14 protein-coding genes are annotated in these 17,357 nt (G+C 25.8%); 9 read left to right on the top strand and 5 right to left on the bottom strand.

Translation table 11 applies throughout. The features are described 5' to 3' along the window. The first annotated feature begins 31 nt into the window (after positions 1-31). From HH195_RS06495 to HH195_RS06470, 6 genes are all read left to right on the top strand, one after another. Positions 32-472, top strand: coding sequence for a GNAT family N-acetyltransferase (locus HH195_RS06495; RefSeq protein WP_055257111.1), 441 nt, complete (start codon positions 32-34; stop codon positions 470-472). A gap of 14 nt (positions 473-486) precedes the next feature. Continuing rightward, entirely contained in the window at positions 487-741 is a 255-nt protein-coding gene (locus HH195_RS06490) for a DUF1653 domain-containing protein (RefSeq protein ID WP_055257110.1), read from the top strand. A gap of 96 nt (positions 742-837) precedes the next feature. Next, the gene (locus HH195_RS06485) at positions 838-1,137 is read left to right on the top strand and encodes an ATP-dependent Clp protease adaptor ClpS (RefSeq protein WP_055257109.1); all 300 of its coding nucleotides are present in this window, start codon (positions 838-840) and stop codon (positions 1,135-1,137) included. A gap of 3 nt (positions 1,138-1,140) precedes the next feature. After that, positions 1,141-3,402, top strand: coding sequence for an AAA family ATPase (locus HH195_RS06480; protein ID WP_196370313.1), 2,262 nt, complete (start codon positions 1,141-1,143; stop codon positions 3,400-3,402). A 266-nt stretch (positions 3,403-3,668) separates the two neighbouring features. After that, entirely contained in the window at positions 3,669-5,759 is a 2,091-nt protein-coding gene (locus HH195_RS06475; RefSeq protein ID WP_196370311.1) for a glutamine synthetase III family protein, read from the top strand. A 108-nt stretch (positions 5,760-5,867) separates the two neighbouring features. Continuing rightward, entirely contained in the window at positions 5,868-6,602 is a 735-nt protein-coding gene (locus HH195_RS06470; RefSeq protein WP_196370309.1) for an HAD-IB family hydrolase, read from the top strand. A 47-nt stretch (positions 6,603-6,649) separates the two neighbouring features. Here HH195_RS06470 and HH195_RS06465 read toward each other — a convergent pair whose 3' ends face one another. From HH195_RS06465 to HH195_RS06450, 4 genes are all read right to left on the bottom strand, one after another. Beyond that, positions 6,650-7,840 (bottom strand): cation:proton antiporter, encoded by a 1,191-nt coding sequence (locus HH195_RS06465; protein WP_196370306.1) that lies wholly within the window; start codon positions 7,838-7,840, stop codon positions 6,650-6,652. A 167-nt stretch (positions 7,841-8,007) separates the two neighbouring features. Continuing rightward, positions 8,008-9,138 carry an AI-2E family transporter gene (locus tag HH195_RS06460; RefSeq protein ID WP_196370304.1) on the bottom strand — a complete coding sequence of 377 codons (1,131 nt, stop codon included), beginning with the start codon at positions 9,136-9,138 and terminating at the stop codon, positions 8,008-8,010. Between the two features lie 110 nt (positions 9,139-9,248). Next, positions 9,249-9,782 carry a chromate transporter gene (locus HH195_RS06455; protein ID WP_196370302.1) on the bottom strand — a complete coding sequence of 178 codons (534 nt, stop codon included), beginning with the start codon at positions 9,780-9,782 and terminating at the stop codon, positions 9,249-9,251. Then, the gene (locus tag HH195_RS06450) at positions 9,779-10,309 is read right to left on the bottom strand and encodes a chromate transporter (protein ID WP_196370300.1); all 531 of its coding nucleotides are present in this window, start codon (positions 10,307-10,309) and stop codon (positions 9,779-9,781) included. Before HH195_RS06450 ends, HH195_RS06455 begins: the two co-directional genes overlap by 4 nt. Positions 10,310-10,576: 267 nt before the next feature. On the opposite strand from HH195_RS06450, the gene HH195_RS06445 reads away from it, so the two are divergent. Beyond that, positions 10,577-12,589 (top strand): PAS domain-containing sensor histidine kinase, encoded by a 2,013-nt coding sequence (locus tag HH195_RS06445; RefSeq protein WP_196370298.1) that lies wholly within the window; start codon positions 10,577-10,579, stop codon positions 12,587-12,589. Positions 12,590-12,668: 79 nt separating this feature from the next. Here HH195_RS06445 and HH195_RS06440 read toward each other — a convergent pair whose 3' ends face one another. Next, positions 12,669-13,316: a flavin reductase family protein gene (locus tag HH195_RS06440; RefSeq protein ID WP_196370296.1), complete on the bottom strand. Its 648-nt coding sequence runs from the start codon at positions 13,314-13,316 to the stop codon at positions 12,669-12,671. Positions 13,317-13,543: 227 nt separating this feature from the next. Between HH195_RS06440 and HH195_RS06435 the strand changes: the two genes are divergently transcribed. Both HH195_RS06435 and HH195_RS06430 read left to right on the top strand, forming a co-directional pair. After that, on the top strand, positions 13,544-16,462 hold the full coding sequence (locus HH195_RS06435) for an insulinase family protein (RefSeq protein WP_196370294.1): 2,919 nt from the start codon (positions 13,544-13,546) through the stop codon (positions 16,460-16,462). 550 nt (positions 16,463-17,012) lie between these two features. Then, positions 17,013-17,354, top strand: a complete 342-nt coding sequence (locus tag HH195_RS06430; RefSeq protein WP_195925130.1) for a hypothetical protein — start codon at positions 17,013-17,015, stop codon at positions 17,352-17,354. Positions 17,355-17,357: the final 3 nt, after the last annotated feature.

Below are 17,357 nucleotides of genomic sequence, written 5' to 3'. Positions count from 1 at the left end.
GCTATACCATTTATATTATAAAGGAGAATTTATGGAATTTTTAATAAAACATTTTAATGATTTAAATACAAATGAACTTTATGAAATTGTAAAATCGAGATTTGAAGTCTTTGTTATGGAGCAAAAGATAGTAGATGAACAGGATTTTGATGATAAAGATAAGCTTTGTTATCACGGATTTTTTGAAGATAATGGAAGGATTATAGCCTATGGAAGAATAGTTTTAAAAGGATTAAGTTATGATGAGTGTTCAATTGGTAGAGTTTTAGTATTAAAAAATTATAGAAAACAAGGATTGGCTAAAAAACTTTTAGAAAATTTAATAAAATATATACAAGAAGAACTTAAAGAAGAGCACATAACAATTTCCGCACAAGAATATGTTAAAGAGTTATATAAAAGTGTAGGCTTTAAAGAATTTGGAGATGTATATTATGAAGTTAATATACCACATATAAAGATGAAAATTTAAGGAGAATATAAATTATGATAGATTTAGAAAAGTCAAAAGGAAAGATATTTAGACATTTTAAAGGAGATTTATATTTAGTTGAGGATATAGTAATTCATTCAGAAACACAAGAAAAATTAGTTTTATATAGAGCTTTATATGGAGATTGTGGTAGATTTGTAAGACCATATAATATGTTTTTAGAAGAAGTGCCTAAAAATAAAAAAAACCCAACAGGACAGATTTATAGATTTGAAGAATATGAGGTTAAAAGTTTAAATAATCATTAAAAATTAAATGATAATTATAATATTTCTTTAATATAATTGTATAAAAGTATAAATTGGTAATTATTAAACATTATGGATTACAAGCTAGGAGGCACTATGGAATTTGATATAAAAAGTACAAAAAAGAATAAAATAAAAATAGAAAAACCTAAAAATTTCAAGGTACTTATGTATAATGATGATTTTACAACAATGGAGTTTGTGGTAGAGATTTTATCTACTATATTTAATAAAAGTATAGAAGATGCAAATAAAATAATGTTAGAGGTTCACAATAAAGGCATAGGAATAGCTGGAATATATCCTTATGATATAGCTTTAACAAAACTTACTGTAGCTATGAAAATGGCTTCTGAAAGTGGATTTCCTTTCAAACTTACAGTAGAGGAGGAATAAAATTTGAAAATAACTAAAACCGTGAATGATATTTTGGTAGAAGCTTATAAAATTGCAAATAATAAAAGGCATGAATATGTTACTCCAGAGCATTTGTTATTAGCTAGTTTAAAAAATAAAAGATTTTTAGAGGCTATAAAAGGTTGCGGGGGTGACGCTCAAAAGTTAACAGATAATTTAAATGATTATTTAGATAAATATGTTAGTAAAGTGGAAGGAAAAGATGCTAAGGAAAGCTTTGGGATGGAGAATATATTGTTTATAGCAACTCAACAGGCTGTATTTAGTGGCAAAAATAAAATAGATTTAGAACATATAATTTCTGCACTTTATGAGCTTGAAAATAGTTACGCTGTGTATTATCTAAATGAACAAGGAATAAATAAAAGAGATTTATTATTTGATCTTTGTCATAGAGAAAGTGAAATAATGTTTGAAAATTCAAATGATGAAATATTTCTAGACAATAATTTAAATGATGAATATGATGATGCAGAAAAGTTAGATAAGGAAACGATAATAAAAAAATATGCTAAAAATTTAACTCAAGAGGTTAATCAAATAAATAAAGATCCGTTAATTGGAAGGCAAGATATTTTAGATAGAACTATTCAAATACTTTGTAGAAGAACAAAAAATAATCCTATACATGTTGGTGAAGTTGGAGTTGGAAAAACAGCTATAACCTTAGGCCTTGCAAAACTTATAGTAGAGAAAAAGGTACCAGAAAAACTTAAAAATGCTGAAATATTTTCACTAGATGTAGGTTCTCTTCTTGCAGGAACTAGATATAGAGGCGACTTTGAAGAGCGAATGAAGGTTTTATTAGATGAAATTATGACAAGGGAAAATCCAATCGTATATATAGATGAGATTCACACTATTGTAGGGTCAGGTGCGTTAGAAGGTGGTTCTTTAGATGGAGCTAGTTTGATAAAAAGTTACCTTTTAGAAGGAAAAATAAAATTTATAGGTGCAACAACTTATGATGAATATAAAAAGTATTTTGAAAAAGATAAGGGATTGAGTAGAAGATTTCAAATAATTGATGTTAAGGAGCCATCGAAAGATGAAGCAGTTAAGATATTAGAGGGATTAAAGAAGAATTTTGAAGATTACCATAATGTTAAATATACAAATAGAGCGCTTGTAAGTGCTGTTAATTTAAGTTCAAAATATATAAATGATAGATATCTTCCAGATAAAGCTATAGATATAATAGATGAAGCTGGAGCGTATATGTCAATGGTTAGAAAAGATAGACGAACTAAAAAGATAGACGAGGGTATCATTGAAAAAATAATAGCTAAGATGTGTAATATTCCTAAAGAAACAGTAGAAGGAAATGAGGTTCAATCTTTAAAAAACTTAGAAGCAACAATGAAAAAAAATATTTTTGGTCAAGATACAGCTATAGAAAATGTTGTTAGATGTATAAAAATGTCAAGAGCAGGGCTTAATGATGAAAATAAGCCGGTAGCTTCTATGTTATTTGTTGGACCAACTGGCGTTGGTAAAACAGAGATTGCAAAGGTATTAGCCAATAGTTTAGGGATAGAATTTGTAAGATTTGATATGAGCGAATATGGAGAAAAGCATGCAGCTTCAAAACTTATAGGCTCTCCTCCAGGGTATGTAGGTTATGAAGAAGGTGGTCTTTTAACAGATACAATTAGAAAAAAGCCAAATTGTGTTCTTTTACTAGATGAGGTTGAAAAAGCACATAGAGATATATTAAATGTTCTTCTTCAAATAATGGATTATGCAACTCTTACAGATAATAAGGGAAGAAAGGCAGATTTTAAAAATGTAATTATTATAATGACATCAAATGCAGGTGCTAGGTATGTTGGTAAAAATCTTGTTGGATTTTTAGATAGAGAAGTTAAAAAGGATGTAATAAATGAAGAGGTTAAAAAATTTTTTAGCCCAGAGTTTAGAAATAGATTAGATAAAATTATAGTTTTTAATGATATAGATAAAGATATGTCAATAAATATAGTTAAAAAGCAATTGGCTATATTTAATGAAAGATTAAAAAATAAAAATATAAATGTAACATTTAGAGAAAGTGTCATAGAATATATAGCAGATACGGGAACTTCTAAAGAGTTTGGAGCTCGTGAAATTTTAAGAGTTATAAATACACAGTTAAAGCCGTTATTAGTTGATAAGATTCTTTTTGATGATTTAAGAGATGGTTTAAGATATGATATTGATTATGATATGGGCAAATTTAAGCTTAATAAAATAGAAAATGAATAGTAACAAAATTAACTTGAAATTAATAATATATTATTAAAAAAAATCTTAAAAACTCTTGAACAAATATTTAAGGTGTGATATTATTACTTTGTAATAAATGACTAATATTTCAAAGGTGAAATATTATAATATTCGTGTGATTTATAAATGAGGTAAGTTTATTTAAAAGAAAGCAACGGCGTTTTCTATATGTTGGCTTCTAAATTATAGGAGCTAATATATTAGAGGACGCTTTTTATATGTTTAAAAATTAGGAGGCAATGTTCATGGATAAATTAGGTGAAATATACGGATCAAACGTATTTAATGATAAGATTATGAGGGAAAGACTTCCAAAAGCTACTTATAAAGCTTTAAAAAATACAATAAATGAAAGAACACCATTAGATTCGGCGGTTGCTAACGTTGTTGCAAACGCTATGAAGGATTGGGCAATAGAAAAAGGTGCTACTCATTTTACTCATTGGTTTCAACCATTAACTGGAATAACAGCAGAAAAGCATGATGCTTTTATAAGCCCAACAGATGATGGTGGAGTTATCCTTGAGTTTTCAGGAAAAGAACTTATAAAGGGAGAACCAGATGCATCTTCTTTCCCATCAGGAGGGTTAAGAGCTACTTTTGAAGCAAGAGGTTATACAGCGTGGGATTGTACTTCACCTGCTTTTATAAAAGATAAAACTTTATGTATTCCAACAGCTTTTTGCTCATATAATGGTGAAGCATTAGATAAAAAAACACCACTTCTTCGCTCAATGGAAAGTATATCTAATGAAGCTATGAGAGTTTTAAGAGCACTTGGTAATACAACAGCTAGAAAAGTAATAACAACAGTAGGCGGAGAACAAGAATATTTTATAGTTGATAAAAAACTGTATGATAAACGTAAGGATCTTATATTAACAGGAAGAACATTATTTGGTGCAATGGCTCCAAAGGGACAAGAAATGGATGATCATTATTTTGGAACTATAAAAGAAAGAATAGCAAAGTATATGGCAGAAGTTGATTTAGAACTTTGGAAGCTTGGAGTATCAGCTAAAACTGAGCACAATGAAGTAGCTCCTGGACAACATGAATTAGCCCCTATATTTGCTACAACTAATATAGCTACAGATCATAATCAATTAGTTATGGAAATAATGAAAAAAGTAGCCTTAAGACATGATTTAGTTTGCCTTTTACATGAAAAACCTTTTGCTGGTGTAAATGGATCTGGAAAACACAACAACTGGTCTATGGCAACTGATGATGGACAAAATCTTTTAGAGCCTGGAAAAGAACCAGAGAAGAATAAACAATTTTTATTATTTTTAAGTGCTGTTATAGAAGCGGTTGATGAGTATCCAGAACTTTTAAGAGAATCAGCTGCAAATCCAGGAAATGATCATAGATTAGGTGCAAATGAAGCTCCACCTGCTATAATTTCTATGTTCTTAGGTGAGCAATTAACTGAAATATTAAAACAAATAGAAATTGGCGGAAAAGATAAGGTTAAAGGCATAACTAATATGTCAATAGGTGTATCTACACTTCCTATACTATTTAAAGATGCGACAGATAGAAATAGAACATCACCATTTGCTTTCACAGGAAATAAATTTGAGTTTAGAATGCCACCTTCATCAGGCTCAATTGCAGGACCAAATTTTATTATAAATACAATGGTTGCAGATGTATTAAGAAATTATGCAGATAGATTAGAAAAGGCTGAAAATGTAGATGAAGAAGTAAATACTATAATAGCTGATGTTGTTAAAAACCATGGAAAAATAATATTCAATGGAAATGGATATTCGGATGCTTGGGTTGAAGAGGCAAAAAGACGTGGTCTTCCTAATATTAAAACAACAGTAGAAGCTATAGAAGCATTAAATGCAGAAAAAAATAAAGCTCTCATGGAAAGACATCATGTTTTAAGTAGAGAAGAAATGGAAGCTCGTTATGAAATTTCTTTGGAAAACTATAGTAAAACTATAAATATAGAAGCATTAACTGCTATGGAAATAGTTAAAAAACAAATATTGCCTGCTAGTATTAAGTTTTCAACAAAAATAGCTGAATCTATAAATGCTATAAATGCTACTGGGCTTGGAATAGACATTTCTGCTCAAGGAAATCTATTAAAAGAAGTATCAAATTTGATATCTTCTATAGATGCTAAGGTTAAAATTCTTGAAGAGTCGGTTATAAAGGCAGAAAAAATGAATGATTCATATAATCAAGCACATAGTTATAGGTTTGATGTATTTGAGAATATGAATTCTTTAAGAGAAGACGTAGATAGTTTAGAGATGATTGTAGATGAAGATATATGGCCTCTACCAAGTTATACAGAACTATTGTTTAATATTTAAAAAATAATTAAGATTTTAAGAAGTGTTTACATTGATTTGTAAGCACTTCTATTTTATAATGTTAATAATTTATTGAAAATTAAAGTATATAGTATGTAGGAGGATAAAATGGGAAAGATTGCGGCTTTTTTTGATATAGATGGAACAATTTATAGAGAAGGTCTTATTACAGAAGTGTTTAAAAAAATTATAAAATATGAATTAGTAGATGAAGAAAAGTGGCAAAATGATGTAAGACCAGCTTATTTGAAATGGGACAGAAGACAAGGATTATATGATACATATTTATTGAAGATGGTTGACATATATATGGATGCTATACGTGGGTTAGATCAATATCATATAAATTATATAGCTAAAAAAGTTATAGAGCAAAAGGGAGATAGAGTTTATACATTCTCAAGAGATAGAATAAAGTGGCATAAGGAACAAGGTCATATAGTTATAGCTATTTCTGGATCACCTGAAGAACTTGTTAGAGAAATGTCTAAAAAATATAACATGGATGACTATAGGGGAACAATATATAAGTTAGATAATAATAATAAGTATAATGGTGAAATAGTTCCTATGTGGGATGGAGAAAGCAAACAAAAAGCTATAGAAGAGTTGAAAAATATATATGATATTGATTTAGACAAGAGTTATGCATATGGTGATACATCTGGAGATTATACTATGTTTAAAGCGGTAAGAAATCCTTTTGCAATAAATCCAACAAAAGAACTTATAACTAAAATATTAAATGATGAAAAAATTATGGATAAAATAAGAGTAATCGTTGAAAGAAAAGATGTGACATATAACTTAGATAAACATTCATTAAATATTTATATGGATTAAAAAAATAGCTATAGAAAAATTTATTTTAAATTTTTCTATAGCTATTTTTATGCAATTTTTATATTTTCTTTATGAAATACTAATTTTAAAAGAATAGGGGAGATTATCGTTGTTATAACAACCATAATTACTACAGGACCAAAAAATATAGAACTCATAAGTCCAAGGGCATTGCCTTTATTAGCCATGATTAAAGCAACCTCTCCTCTAGAAACCATACCAGTTCCTATTTGTAAAGCTTCTGAATTTGTATATTTGCAAAGTTTAGCACCAAGTCCACAACCTATTATTTTAGAAATTACTGCAATTATTATAAGTAATATTGAAAAAATAATTATTTCTTTAGACATTTTAGGAATTTCCACTTTGATCCCTATACTTGCGAAAAAGATAGGAGATAAAAGCATGTATGAACTGGTTTCAAACCTAGATAAAATATAGTGTTTGCGTTCAGTTCCAGATAATATAAGACCAGCTATGAAAGCTCCTGTAATATCTGCTACTCCAAAAAATTCTTCAGCTACATATGATAATAACAAGCAAAAGACAAAGGAAAATATAACAAAGCGTCTTAAGTCAGTATTATGAGTTTTCATTTCTTTATTCATAAGCCTAAAGACAACAATTCCAACCATAATAGATAATATAAAGAATAATAATATTTTGCCTATAACAATCCAAATATTTGTTGATGTATCGGAAGAAGCACAACTTGAAATAATAGTTAGGGCTATGATACCTAAAATATCATCTATTATCGCTGCTCCTAAAATTGCATTACCAGCATTTGAATTTAATTTGCCAAGTTCTCTTAAAGTTTCAACTGTAATACTAACAGATGTTGCGGTTAATATTACACCTATAAACATATGTTGTAAAAATAAACTGGAATCTAAAGAATTATTAGTGTTAAAAAAATTAGCAAGGATAAATCCTAAAATGAGAGGGACTATCATTCCTAAAATAGCAATTACAACTGAAGCTACACCACTTTTTTTTAATTCTTTAATATCGGTTTCTAATCCAGCAGTAAACATTAAAACTATAACTCCAAGTTCTGCAAGTTGTTGTATAAAATCAGTTTCATGCAATATATTTAAAACTGCTGGGCCAAGAACAAGACCAGCTAAAAGAGCACCAACTACTTGAGGGAGTTTAAATCGCTTAGTAACAAGTCCTAATGCTTTAGTACTAAGCAAAATAACTGCAATATCGAATAAAAATTTATAAGATAACATAAATCCTCCTAAAAATATATAATTTAGAAAATAATGTAATTAATAATAATTAATATTATATCAAAAATTAAAATATTATCAAATCAAAATATAAATATTTGAGATAATTTGTTTAATAAAAGATACTAAAAAATACACCTTAAAATATATAAGGTGTATTTGTTTTATTACATTAAATTTTTATCTTTCAATCTAGAATTAACTATTTTAGAGAGTATTGTATAAAATATTCCAAACAAAGGTATTCCAATAATCATTCCTAAAATTCCAAAAAGGTCAGCACCGATTAACATGGAAATTATTATCCAAATCCCACTAATTCCTAAAGAACCGCCTACAACTTTAGGATAAATAACATTTCCTTCTATTTGTTGTATTACTATTATAAGAATTATAAAATAAAATGCTGTAGCTGGACTTACAGTAAGTAAAATGAATATTGCAGGAACTATGCCGATAAATGCTCCAAAAATAGGTATAAGTGCTGTTACGCTTATTATAATACTTATAAGTATTGCGTAAGGCATAGAAAAAATAGTCATGCCTACAAAACACATAACTCCAATTATAATAGCTTCTATAAATTGACCTGTTATAAAAGCTGAAAACATTTTATCTGAGATATGAATAACTCGTAATATTTTATTAGCATATTTTAATGGTATAAAAGCATAAATTAATTTTTTGCATTGATGAAGAAGCTTTTCTTTACTGGCTAGCATATAAATTGATAAAATAAAAGCCATGAAAAAATTAATTATTGTTGTGGTTATGCCTATTGTTAAATTAACTATATTAGTAATTGCACTACCTGTTATACTAGTTATGGCAGTTAAAGTTTCATTCCAAATATTTGCAAAAGATGGCCATATTTTATTAAATAAATCAGTTGAATGTAATGAACTAGATAACGATTTTTCAATAGATGTTATGGATGATGGAAGGATATTTATAAGTGTTGATATACTATGAGATAGTTGTGGTACAACGAAAAAAAACAAGGTTAATATTATTCCAAATACCATAACCAATGTAATTAATATAGCAAGTGGTCTTTTTAAATTTCTGATGAATATTCTTTTGTTATTATCCAAAGATTTTAATACTTTCTTTTCAAAGAAGCTCATAGGAATATTGAGAATAAATGCTAGTGCTATACCTATCAATATCGGACTTAGTATAGAAAATATGTAAGTAAAGACAGTATATATATTTGAAATATTTAGCAATATATAAGCTAAAACAACAACATAAGTTGCTAATAAAAAATAATGTTTAATTTTAGGATTTTCTTTCAAAGTTTTAACTCCTTTTACTATAAAGTTATAAATTATGTAAATAAAACTATACTTACAAATTAATTTTATACTGAATTACTTTATAAGTATAGTATTAGTTTTACAATTAACTATATTTTTAAAATGAAACCAATAATTGCACCTAAAAAAATATATATAATTGGATGTTTTTTGTATTTTTTAATAAGAATAAATAGTATAAAAAAAACTATCAAAGATTTTATTTTTAAATATCCATCAGAAAGAAATGAATCCTTCATTAAAGTTATACAAGGAATTAAAATTAGAGATATTACCGCAGGTTTAATTCCATAAAATATTGATTTTATATAAAAATTTTCATTGAATTTTTTTAAAAACTTAGAAATTAAGATAATTATAATAAAAGCAGGAAGTACAAGAGAGAGAGAGGCAATTATTGCTCCTAAAATTCCATATACTTTAAAACCACAATAGGTTGCCATATTTATTCCAATAGGACCTGGAGTTGATTCAGATACAGCTATCATATTTGAAATTGTTGTTGAATCAATCCAATGGTATTTATCTGCAAGTGAATATAAAAAGGGTAGAGTAGCTAGTCCACCTCCGATTGAAAAGAGACCTATTTTAAAAAATTCTATAAACAATAAAAAAAGTATCATTTTTTTTCTCCTATAAGCTTAATTACTAATCCTAATAATGCAGCTATTATAACTCCAATTGTTGGAGATAAATTAAATAGCAATGATAAAATAATAATAACCAAAAATATACAAAAAGATATTATGTCCTTTATACTGCTTTTCCATATGTTTATAATTGCATTTAAAACGAGTGCAAGTACAACTAATTGAATACCATTAAATATATGAATAATTGCAGGATTTTCAGTTATATTGTCCAAAATTGAAGCTATAATGGTAATTATAATAAGAGATGGAGTAATGAGACCTAGAGTAGAAAAGATAGCACCTAAAACACCATAAAGTTTATATCCTATGAATGTAGAGACATTTACAGCAATAATTCCAGGGGTACATTGCCCTATGGCATAATAATCTAAAATCTCATCATTAGTCGCCCAGTTATTTTTTTCAACAATTTCTCTCTCTAGCATAGGAAGCATAGCATACCCTCCACCAAAGGTGCATATTCCTATTTTAAAAAATGTGTAGAAAAGTTTAATCATATTACCTCCATTACAAAATAAAGAAAAAATAAATTATATTACTATAATAGTATAATTATTTTTTTATTTCAATAAAAAAGAATCTAAGTAACGGGGGAGTATTAACTTAGATTCTATTAGAATTAAAAATATTATATATTATATAGTATTTTTAAATAATAAAAATGTTCATATAAAAAAATATAAATATTTAAAAATGAATAAAAAAATGATAAAATATGTTATTATAATAAACAATAACAAAATATAGGAGAAATGCTATTAATTATGAATTTGGAGAAAAATAAAAAAACGTATGACGAGAAAACTAAAAATCTAATTAAGTACATGTTTGTATTTACAATTATAATTTTAGTAACCTTATATATTTGCGGAAAATATATAGTAGTTTTAAATAGAATACAGGAGTTTAAGTTTTCTAGGTATATAGACGGGGCTAATTGCATATTAGCTTTAATATCCGTTCCTTGTTGTTTTTTATATTATAGAATATATAAAAATGAAGAATTTTTTATATTAATTTTAAGTTATGTTAGTATATTTATAGAATATATATTTATTAATTTATATTTTAAAGCAGATAATTTTTTGTATTATAGTATGGCAGCACCTTTTCTATTTAGGTGTCTATGTTTATTTTTAGCTATGAAAAACAAGAGTAAATTAAGCAAAATCATAGTAAAAGGAAGGTATATATCAATAATTATAGCTTTATTAGTTAATATAATAGGTCTTTATTGTGAATTTTGCTTAAGAAGTATATTAGGTATTTATTTTATTAGCAAATACTTTCCGATCTTTAATGCTATAATAATAATATTTTATTTTGTTTTACTTACGCTTTTATTTAGAAGATGTATGGCTAAAAATGAATTTATCTATATGGTATTTATAATAAGTATAAGTATTTTTACATTAAGAAGATTATTTTTTCAATATAATTATAGTATTTTATTTATAAAAAGTATGTATTATAATAAAATTTTATCTTTTTTAGGTTTTTTGGTTTTATTAGTTGGGCTTTATGTAGAAGTATTAAGGAGAATTGAAATAACAGAGAAATTAGATACGGAAGTTAAAAAAAATAAAAGAATGATAGAAAGTATTACTGAAAATATAGAAGATCTTATTTTTGCTACTGATTCTAGAGGGAAAATAATTTATGTAAGTAAATCAGTTATAGAGAAATTAGGATTTAAAAAAGAAGAGATAATAGGAATAAATTACAAGACTATAATAAAAGATGAATTTATAGAGGTTAAAGAAATTATAGATAAAAGTAGCGGAGAAAATATCGAATTTAGTAATTATCAATGGAAATGTAAGAGTGGACAAGTATTAAAAACAGAGGCTATAATGACAAGTATATTAGATGAAAGTAACAACATTTTAGGAAAAGTTATAGTCGCTAGAGATGATAATCTTATGAAAAAGATAGATAAAATTAATAGGAAATACAATGCAATAATAGAAACTGAAAATTTACGAAATCAATTTTTTGCTAATATATCTCATGAATTTAAAACACCTATAAATATACTGTATTCTTGTGTTCAATTACTAGATGTAAAGAAAGAAGAAGGTGCATTAGTTTTACTGGAATCTTATAATAAATATAGAAAAAATATAAAACAAAATTGTCATAGGATGTTAAGATTAATCAATAATTTAGTAGATATTACTAAGATAGATTCAGGATATATGAATTTAGAATTTTCTAATTACAATATAGTAGAATTAGTTGAAAATATAGTATTATCTGTTGTTCCATGCGTGGATAATAATAATATAAATATAATATTTGACACATATATAGAAGAACTTGAGATAAAATGTGATGCTGATAGTATAGAAAGAATAATTCTAAATCTTTTATCAAATGCTATAAAATTTACAGAAAATAATGGTGATATATTAGTTGAAATGGATAGTGATGATAAATGGGTAACTATAAAGGTTAGAGATAATGGTATTGGAATACCAGATAAATTTAAAGATTTAGTTTTTGATAGATTTGTACAAGGCGATAAGTCATTAAATAGAAAAAAAGAAGGAAGTGGGATAGGTCTTGCTCTTGTTAAATCATTAATAGAATTCCATAATGGAAGTATAGAAATAAATAAAGAATACAAGGATGGAACAGAATTTATATTAAAATTACCTAATATTAAAATTGAAGAAAAAGATTTAAAAATAAATAATGATATAGATGTTGATGATAAAAAAATAATTGAAAAAATAAATATTGAATTTTCGGATATATATGAGCTTAGAAATTAAAAAATAAAGATGCCTTATTTTTAGGTATCTTTATTTTTCTCTATACAGTTGTATTTTTGATTATTTAAATTAAGGTGTATTATTTATTAGATGATTTTTTTGTACTTGTAGTTAGCTTATTAAAATTATTAGTGTAAATTTTATATTTGTTCTTTAGAACTTTATTTTTCACAACTGAAAAACCGAATTTTCCAATAGCATTTTTGGACATAGGAAAGTATTCTCCATGGCAATAACACATAAGATTAGCTTTATCAAAATGGATTTTTCCCAATTTATCAATAATTGAATCGTCTATATGTGAACATAGAACTTCAGATATAAAAAGGTCATGGGTACCAAGTTCTATTATTTGTTTAACCTTGCATTCAAGAGATATTAAACATTCGTTTATGTAAGGTGCATTTATATTGGAACTATTTTTCATAGTAAAATTCATTTCTTTTATTTTGTCTACATCTCTTCCAGATTTGACTCCACAAAAGTCTGTTTCTTTTACTAGAGAATAGCTAGGAATATTTAAAGTAAATTCTTTAGTTTCATTTATATATTCATAAGATAGGCGATTTTTTCTAATAGATATAGATATCATAGGTGGATTTGTGCAAATGGTTCCGGTCCATGCAACGGTAAAGACATTACATAAACCACAAGCATTTTTAGAAGCTATTAATACAACAGGAACTGGGTTTAACATAGCACTTCCTTTAAATGTAGTTTTACTCATAAATAATTTTCCTTTCAATAATATATTATAAGTTTAAAGTATAGCATAAAAAGTAATAGATATAAATAACCTATAATAATAATTATAATATGAAAACATATTTTCATTTAAGAAAAGAATTAATTATGATAAAATTTATTGTAGTAATAAATAGAAATAATTAATTTATTTAAAAATGAGAATAATTTAAAGTATATTGATAAAATTGATTTTAGGGAGTGTGAAATATGGAGTTTAAAGAAAATAATAAATATAATGGGTTTAAGCTTTTAACAATAAAAAATATAAAAGATATAAATGCAGTAGCTTTGATATTTGAACATGAAAAAACTTGTGCAAAACTTATAAAGTTAGTTAATGATGACGATAATAAGGTGTTTTCAATAGGATTTAGGACTCCGCCTAAAAATAGCACAGGTGTTCCTCATATTTTAGAGCATTCAGTACTTTGTGGATCAAGAAAATTTGATACAAAAGAGCCATTTGTAGAACTTTTAAAGGGTTCATTAAATACATTTTTAAATGCTATGACATATCCAGATAAAACAGTATATCCAGTAGCTTCAAGAAACGAAAAAGATTTTTTTAATTTAATGGATGTTTATTTAGATGCTGTTTTATATCCTAATATATATAAATATAAAGAAATTTTTATGCAAGAAGGATGGCACTATGAAATTGATGAAGATGATAAAAAGATAAAAATAAATGGTGTTGTTTATAATGAAATGAAGGGCGCGTATTCCTCACCAGATTCTGTTCTTTTTAGAAAGATTCCAAATGTATTATATCCAGATACTTGTTATAGTTTGTCATCAGGAGGAGATCCTAATGAAATTCCAAATTTAACATATGAAGAGTTTTTAGATTTTCATAAAACATATTATCATCCTTCAAATTCATATATCTTTTTGTATGGAAATGGAGATACTGAAAAAGAATTAGAATTTATAAATAACTATTTAAAAAATTTCGACAAAAAGGATATAAATTCATCTATAAATGTACAAAAGCCTTTTGATGCTATGAAGGAAGAAAAAATAAGTTATGGTATAGCAAATAATGAGTCATTAGATAATAAAACATATTATAGTTTAAATTTTGCGATAGGAAGTGAACCAAATTTAGAAAATTATTTTGTTTTTGAAGTTTTATCATATCTTCTAGTAGGAAGTACAGCAGCCCCTATAAAAAAAGCATTAATAGAAAATAACATAGGAAAGGCAGTATCAGGAGATTTTTCATCAAGTATGAAGCAACCTATTTTTACTATATTAGTTAAAAATGCTAAGGAAGGTTTAGAAGAAAAATTTAAAGAAATAGTATTTAATATTTTAAAATCTTTAGTTGAAAATAAAATAGACAAAGAACTTATAGAGGCTGCAATAAATAGAGTAGAATTTGAGCTTAGGGAAGGTGACTATGGTTCATATCCAGAAGGGCTTATCCATTATTTAAAAATAATGGATAGTTGGCTTTATGATGGTGACCCTTTATTATATTTAGAATATGAAGGCATACTAGAAAAAATAAAGACTGCATTAACCACAGATTATTTTGAAAAAATAATACAAAAATATCTTTTAGATAATAGTCATAAAGCTTTAGTTTCGTTAAATCCAGTTAAAGGATTAAACGAAAAGAGAGAAGAGGAGAATTTAAACAAATTAAATGATTTAAGAAACAATCTTAGTGATAAAGAGCTTCACAATATAGCAGATGCAAGTAAAAGATTAAAGGAAAGACAAAATACACCAGATACTAAAGAGTCCTTAAAGTGTATACCAAGTTTATCATTGAGTGATATAAATAAAAATGTTGAAAAACTACCTCTAGAAGAAAAAGAAATTCAAGGGATAAAAACTCTTCATCATGAATTTCACACAAATAAAATAGCTTACGTTAGTATTTTATTTAATACAAAGGGTGTAGATAAGGAACTTATTCCATATATTGCACTTTTAGCTGATATAATAGGTAAGTGTAATACAAAAAACTATGATTATGGTAAACTTTCAAATAAAATAAATATAAATACTGGGGGAATAAGTTTTACTCCTTTAACAGTATCAAATGTAGAGGATATAAATAATTATAGTTGCTTTATGGAAGTTGGTTTTAAAGCTCTAGTAAGTAAGAGTAAGGAAGCATTATTCTTAATAAAAGAAATGATTTTAAATACTGACTTTAATAATGAAAATAGAATAAAACAAATAATATCAGAAAAGAAAGCTCGACTAGAAAATGCAATAATACAAAATGGGCATAGAATAGCTATAAAGAAAATTTTATCTTATTCTTATAGTAGAGGATTCTATGATGAGTTAATTTCAGGTTTAAGTTATTATGAATTTATTTCGAATTTAGAAAATAATTACGATATAAATGAAGTGAGAGAAAATCTTAAAAAAGTTAGAGATTTAATTTTTAACAAGAATAATATGATAATAAGTTATTCAGGTACACTAGAAGATTATAAAATATTTGAAAATAATATAAATGAGTTAGTAGATTATTTACCTTCAAATAATATTAAATTAAATCAATATTGTTTCGATATGTGTCAAAAAAATGAGGGAATACTAACTCAAAGTGACGTTCAATATGTTGCAAAGGGAGGAAATTATAAATTAAATGGATATGAGCATAGGGGAAGCATGTCTCTTTTAGAAACTATTTTGGGATTTGATTATTTGTGGAATAATGTAAGAGTAAAAGGTGGAGCTTATGGTGTATTTTCAAGTTTTAGAAGAGATGGTGGAACTTATATAGTATCTTATAGAGATCCTAATATAAAGGATACCATTAATGTTTATGATAATATTCCAAATTATTTAGCAAATTTTGAAGCTGATGATAAGGAAATGACTAAATATATAATAGGAACAATAAGAAATCAAGATCAGCCTTTAACAAATAGTACAAAAGGGTATATTGCAACATCTTATTATTTATCAGGATTGACTTATGATAAACTACAACAAGAAAGAGAAGATATTTTAAATTCAGATAAGTATACTATACGCTCCTTTGCAAATATGATTTCTGATGTTTTAAAACAAGATTGTGTTTGTGTTTTAGGGAATGAAAATAAAATAAAGGAACAAAAATGTATATTTAATAAATTAATAAAAATATCTAAGTAATGTGAATAAAAACATAATAATGTGGTAAATATAATAATGTAGTTAAGATATATATATTATTTCTTAACTAAAACCGTAGAAACTGCGGGGATAGCTTGGTAAATTTATTTTAAGTTAGTAAAATATTACCCAAGAATTTATAAGATTATAAAAGTTTCATTCAAGTATAATAATATAAGTTAACTTAAGTTTGCTATTTAAATATTTGTGCGTGACAACACTAAAGCATTTTAAGGATGATTACAAAATATCATACACCTATAAAAAGGATAGTTACAAAATACTATTAACCTAATTGTTAAGATGCTAAATTTAAAATTTATTTTTTAAGATTTAAATATGGTACCTTAATATAAATTTAAATTTTTTAAAATATAATAAATGATATTTATAGCAAAAAAACTATTATACAAAACAAACAAAAAGGATTATATCAATATATTGATATAATCCTTTTTAGCTTTATTTTATAAATAATATAAAATGTTTTACTTTAAGTGAGAAAATAGGTAAAATATTATTAAAAATTAACCTAAGGAGAAATGTTTTAATGGAAAAATTATTTACAATAAATAAAATTGATTTTTATAGAGAAGAGTTTTTAGACGATATAAATGAATTTAAAGATATAATAGATATAATACAAGATTTTCAAGAAAGTTTAAAAATAGAAAAAATTAATTGCGTAGAAATTAATGATTGTTGTAACCAAACAACTGAAAATTATATATCAGAACTTATAGGAGTATTAACAGAAGATGATGAATTTTATGCTTTAAATGAGGTAAGAAGTAGGCAAAAAGAATTTGAAAATCAAAGATTAGACCCATTTGGTATACAAATATATAAATGTACTAAATGCAATAAATGGATTATTAATATATTAGAATAAACA

The organism is Candidatus Sarcina troglodytae (assembly GCF_015708635.1).
Classification (GTDB): domain Bacteria; phylum Bacillota; class Clostridia; order Clostridiales; family Clostridiaceae; genus Sarcina; species Sarcina ventriculi.
The sequence above is the reverse complement of the archived record's forward strand: the minus strand, read 5'-3'. Positions and strand labels throughout refer to the sequence as shown.